Genomic DNA, 4348 nt, shown 5'->3' with positions numbered 1-4348 from the left:
GCCGCGCGGAGCGGCAGCGCACCGCCCCACCAGCACGCGGCCACCCCGACCCCGCCGGCCACGAACCCCGGCCGCCTGAGGTACCAGCCGGGCTCGCCGACCGGCACGGCCGGCGCCGACGCGAAGTCCACCGGAGCGCTCACGACCTGGCGCAGCCCGCGCGCATGCCATGGCCCGTCGTGAGGGCTGACCGCGGGCCCTCGCAGGGCCACCGCGAAGAGGCGACGCTCGTCGCCGACCCAAGCGGTGACGAGCGCGTGGGTCAGGTGCTGCGCGAGCGAGCACCACGGCTTGGTTCCCGTCAGCAACCAGCCGGAGCCGTCGTCCCGCGCATCGAGGCGCACGCCCGCACCTTCGGCGGCGAACACGCCCCACGACGAGCCCGGGCCGGCACCGATCGCTTCGAGGTCCGGCCCGACGGCCGCGCGTTGCGCCTGGTCGAGGATGTCGAGCGCGTCGAGGTGCGGTTCGAGGATGCGGGCGGCCGCGACATCCCGCTCCGCGACCGCCGCCAGGAACGACCAGTCGTCGGCGAGGGAGCGGTCGTCGTCGCGGGCGGCGCCGACGCCGATCGCCCACGCAAGGGTGGCGGACACATCGGTGCCGAACCCAGCGAGCTCGTCGGCTTCGGCGAGCGCGGGCCGCTGTGCGCTGGGAAGCGGGTGGTCGCCGAGGGCGCACGACGTCGAGGGATCTGCAGCGGGAGAGCTCACACTCGTGAGTCTCGGGTCGTGGGTCGCGGGACGGCAGAGGCTTGCCATCGCATCCACCTGTTCGCTAGCGGTCGACGACCCGCGCCTCACGCACCGCCGTCGACGGAAGTCAAGCCTGTCGTGCAGATGGACGAAGATCCACGAGCCTGAAGCCCTACCACCCGATGAGAGGAGTCGGTCGTGACGCAGGCCAAACCATCACCCGAACCGTCGACCGCGGAGCTGATCTCCCGTCTGTCCGAGCAGACGTCTCGCCTCGTGCGGGATGAGATGCGCCTCGCCCGAGCGGAGCTCTCCTCGAAGGCGAAGCAGGGCGGACTCGGCGTGGGGCTGCTCGGCGCGAGCGGCGTGCTCGCGTGGTTCGGCGTCGGCGCGCTCATCGCGACAGCGATCATCGCGCTGTCGCTGCTCCTCCCCGCATGGGCCGCCGCGCTGATCGTGACTGCCGTGCTGTTCATCGTCGCCGGCATCCTCGCGCTCGTCGGCAAGAAGAAGGTGTCGGCCCTGTCGCCGACGCCGGAGCGGACCGTGCAGAACGTGAAACAGGACATCACCGAAGTGAAGGAGCGCACCCACCATGACCACGCCTGACGTCCCCGCACGCGAAGTGCCCCTCTCGTCCACCCCCGCGACGAAGCCGGAACCCGCGGAGGACGCGTCGGTCGCCGAGATCGAAGCCGACATCGCACAGACCCGCGCGGAGCTGGGCGACACAGTGGAGCAGCTCGCAGGCAAGCTCGACGTGAAGGCGAGGGCGAAGCAGCAGGTCGAGACCGTGAAGACGAACGTCGCTGCGCAGATCGGCGATGCCCGCGAGCACGCGGCCGATTACGTGCATCAGGCGACGAATGCCCTCACGGACGACGCCGGCAAGCCGAACCGCAACGGCTGGATCGCCCTGGCCCTCGCGGTCGTCGCGATCGGCGCCGTCATCACCGCTGTCGCGCGCCGCGGCCGCTGAGACACACGAAAGGACCCCCGCATGTCGAAGAAGACCTCGAAGCCGGAGAAGAAGTCGAGCACGTCGGCGAAGATCCTGTACCGCCCGATCGGGCTCATCAGCGGCATGGTGAGCGGCGCCCTCGCCGGTGTGATCTTCAAGCAGCTCTGGAAGCGGGCGAGCCCGACCCACCGCGAAGACAGCCCGAAGGCCCTGGAGTCAGAATTCGGCCTCGGCGAGGTGCTGATCGCAGCCGCCTTGCAGGGCGCCTTGTTCGCCCTGGTGAAGGCGCTCGTCGACCGCGGCGGCGCCCGGGCGTTCGAGCGCGCGACCGGGGAGTGGCCTGGCGACTGAGCCCGCGGTCAGCCGCCGATTGCGTTCATCCCCCGCGCGGGCTGCAGGAACGACGGGTCGTTGATCGCGTGCCCGGGCAGCTTGCCCAGCACGCACGCGTGCAGCACCTCGGCGATCACGCGCCGTCGATCGGCGTCCGCGGCATCCACCGGCATCCCGCGCACCGCGGTCGTCACGTCGTACTCGGTCAGCGAGAACAGGCAGTTGCGGAACTGACCGTCGGCGGTCAGCCGCAGGCGGTCGCACGCACCGCAGAACGGCGCGGTCACCGACGCGATCACACCGACCTCGTGCGGGCCGCCGTCGATGCGCCACTTCTCGGCCGGAGCGCCGCCGCGGCCGAGCACCGGCTCGAGCGACCACCGTTCCGACAGCGCCTCGAGAATCTCCTCGCGCGTCACCATCGCGCTGCGATCCCACGTGTGCCCGGAATCCAGCGGCATCTGCTCGATGAACCGCAACTGCGCGCCCACCTCCATCGCGAACGCGACGAGGTCGGCCAGCTGGTCGTCGTTCACGCCCCGCATCGCGACGGCGTTGAGCTTCAACGGCTTCAGATCGGATGCCGCGGCTGCCGCAATCCCCTCGAGCACGTCATCGAGCCGGTCACGCCGCGTTAGCGCGGTGAACCGCTCGCGATCGATCGTGTCGATGCTGATGTTCAACCGCGTCAGACCCGCGTCGACCAGGTCGGGCAGCACCTCGGCCAGCCGGATCCCGTTCGTCGTCATCGCCACCTCGACCGGACCGTCGGGCCCCGAGATCGCCGCGACCCGACGCACCACGTCGACGATGTCCGTCCGCAGCAACGGCTCACCGCCGGTCAGCCGGAACGTACGGATGCCGAGACTCGCCGCCACCTCGGCGATCTCGACGACCTCGTCGGTCGTCAGGATGCTGGTGCGCGCCAGCCACTCGTTGCCCTGCTCGGGCATGCAGTAGGTGCAGCGCAGCGAGCACCGGTCGGTCAGCGAGATGCGCAGGTCGCGGTGCACACGGCCGTGCGTGTCGACGAGGCCGACGGCCGGGTCGGGCGCCGTTGCGGCGGGTACCTGCGGCGCTCGGCCGAGCGAGATCGGCACGGCCGTCACCGGCTCATCCCCCCGCGGCATCCCATTTTCCGAGCCTAATCGCCCCGACCGGCGAGGCGGCCTGTCAGACCGCCCCCGGGCTGTGAAGTCAGCACCAATGCCCCGGTTGGGCAACGATCCCGCGGTACGTTTCGGCGCATGAGCCTGCGCCGCATCGTTCTGCCGGTCCTCGCCGTTACCGCCCTGCTCCTCACGGCGTGTGCGCCGACCGAGTTCGCTCGCGAGCAGACCGCCGCTGACCGTCCCGACGCCGTCGTCGACGGGGTCGACGGCGCGATCGACGTCGCGACGCTGCGATACGTCGGGAAAGCCGACGCGTACGACGTCTACCTGGCGCGCGCAGCGGGTGACGGCGACTCGTTGTGCCTGTCGCTCACCCTCGACGACGCCTGGCAGACCACCGCCTGCGCGCGCGACTCCGTCTCGGTACAGATCAGCGACAGCGCGAGCGTCGCCGCCGACCTCAGCTACCGCAGCGGCGAGGACCGCGACATGATCTCCGACAACGTCTGGGTCAACCGGAAGTAGCCGGCACCGCGACGAACCGCACGCGGGCCGGGTCGATCTGCAGCCACAGCGCCTCGCCGACCGAGACCGACGTCTGCCGCACGTCCACCGCACCCGCCGTCGTCCGCACTCGCGCTCCCGACAGCGTCGGCTCCACCCCCACCACCGTCGCCGACCAGGCGTTCTCGCCCGCAGCGCCCACGATCCGCACGTCGCCCGGGCGGAACACAGCGGCGAGCCCGACACCGTCCCCGGCGGCGAGCGCGGTCGACGCGGCATCCGTGCTCGTCAGCACCTGCCCCGCCGCACCCCGCCACACGCCGCGCGCGGCGACCCCCGGCATCCGATTCATGTCCGCGATCGACGCGACGAAAGCGGATGCCGGGGCCCGCAGCACCTCGCGCACCCCGCCGCTCTGCACCACGGCTCCCGCCTCGATCACGAACAGCCGCTCGGCGAGGGCGACCGCGTCGCCGGCGTCGTGCGTGACCGCGACGGTCGTCGTGCCGGCGAGCTGCTCGCGCAGCATCCCGCGGATCGCCGACGCCGTCACGGGATCGAGCGCGACCAGCGGCTCGTCGAGCAGCACCACCCGCGGCGACGCCGACAGCGCCCGCGCGATCGCGACACGCTGCTGCTCGCCTCCCGACAACTCGCGCGGCATCCGCGAACCCGTCCCCGCGAGGCCCACGCGGTCGAGCCACGCGTCGGCCTCGGCGCGCGCCTGGGCGGCCGGCATGCCC

At 71.9% G+C, this 4348-nt stretch carries 7 protein-coding genes; 4 read left to right on the top strand and 3 right to left on the bottom strand.

Going from position 1 to position 4348, the window contains the following annotated elements; translation table 11 throughout:
• On the bottom strand, positions 1-713 hold a 713-nt coding region (locus tag NH287_RS14760; protein WP_253036218.1), incomplete at its 3' end, for an acyl-CoA dehydrogenase.
• Positions 714-893: 180 nt separating this feature from the next.
• On the opposite strand from NH287_RS14760, the gene NH287_RS14755 reads away from it, so the two are divergent.
• Genes NH287_RS14755 through NH287_RS14745 form a run of 3 tightly spaced genes read left to right on the top strand, consistent with a single transcriptional unit; the run spans position 894 to position 2007 of the window.
• Positions 894-1304: a phage holin family protein gene (locus NH287_RS14755; protein ID WP_253036217.1), complete on the top strand. Its 411-nt coding sequence runs from the start codon at positions 894-896 to the stop codon at positions 1302-1304.
• Positions 1291-1674, top strand: coding sequence for a DUF3618 domain-containing protein (locus tag NH287_RS14750; RefSeq protein WP_253036216.1), 384 nt, complete (start codon positions 1291-1293; stop codon positions 1672-1674). The genes NH287_RS14755 and NH287_RS14750 overlap by 14 nt, the downstream gene beginning before the upstream one ends.
• A 21-nt stretch (positions 1675-1695) precedes the next feature.
• On the top strand, positions 1696-2007 hold the full coding sequence (locus tag NH287_RS14745) for a DUF4235 domain-containing protein (protein WP_253036215.1): 312 nt from the start codon (positions 1696-1698) through the stop codon (positions 2005-2007).
• An 8-nt stretch (positions 2008-2015) separates the two neighbouring features.
• Here the strand turns inward: NH287_RS14745 and moaA are convergent, their stop codons facing one another.
• The gene (gene moaA, locus NH287_RS14740; protein WP_253036214.1) at positions 2016-3098 is read right to left on the bottom strand and encodes a GTP 3',8-cyclase MoaA; all 1083 of its coding nucleotides are present in this window, start codon (positions 3096-3098) and stop codon (positions 2016-2018) included.
• A gap of 138 nt (positions 3099-3236) precedes the next feature.
• On the opposite strand from moaA, the gene NH287_RS14735 reads away from it, so the two are divergent.
• Positions 3237-3626 carry a hypothetical protein gene (locus NH287_RS14735; protein ID WP_253036213.1) on the top strand — a complete coding sequence of 130 codons (390 nt, stop codon included), beginning with the start codon at positions 3237-3239 and terminating at the stop codon, positions 3624-3626.
• On the opposite strand, the gene NH287_RS14730 is transcribed toward NH287_RS14735, so the two are convergent.
• A partial coding sequence (locus NH287_RS14730; protein WP_253036212.1) for an ATP-binding cassette domain-containing protein occupies positions 3613-4348 on the bottom strand: 736 nt, incomplete at its 5' end. The genes NH287_RS14735 and NH287_RS14730 overlap by 14 nt on opposite strands.

The sequence above is a fragment of the Microbacterium sp. CnD16-F genome, assembly GCF_024124465.1.
Classification (GTDB): Bacteria; Actinomycetota; Actinomycetes; order Actinomycetales; family Microbacteriaceae; genus Microbacterium; species Microbacterium gawkjiense.
This window is presented reverse-complemented; position numbering and strand designations above follow the sequence as displayed.

What these genes read in the sequence shown, in the direction of transcription:
- NH287_RS14745 (WP_253036215.1), top strand. Translation starts at nt 1,696, where the DNA reads ATGTCGAAGAAGACCTCGAAGCCGGAGAAGAAGTCGAGCACGTCGGCG.
- NH287_RS14750 (WP_253036216.1), top strand. Translation starts at nt 1,291, where the DNA reads ATGACCACGCCTGACGTCCCCGCACGCGAAGTGCCCCTCTCGTCCACC.
- NH287_RS14735 (WP_253036213.1), top strand. Translation starts at nt 3,237, where the DNA reads ATGAGCCTGCGCCGCATCGTTCTGCCGGTCCTCGCCGTTACCGCCCTG.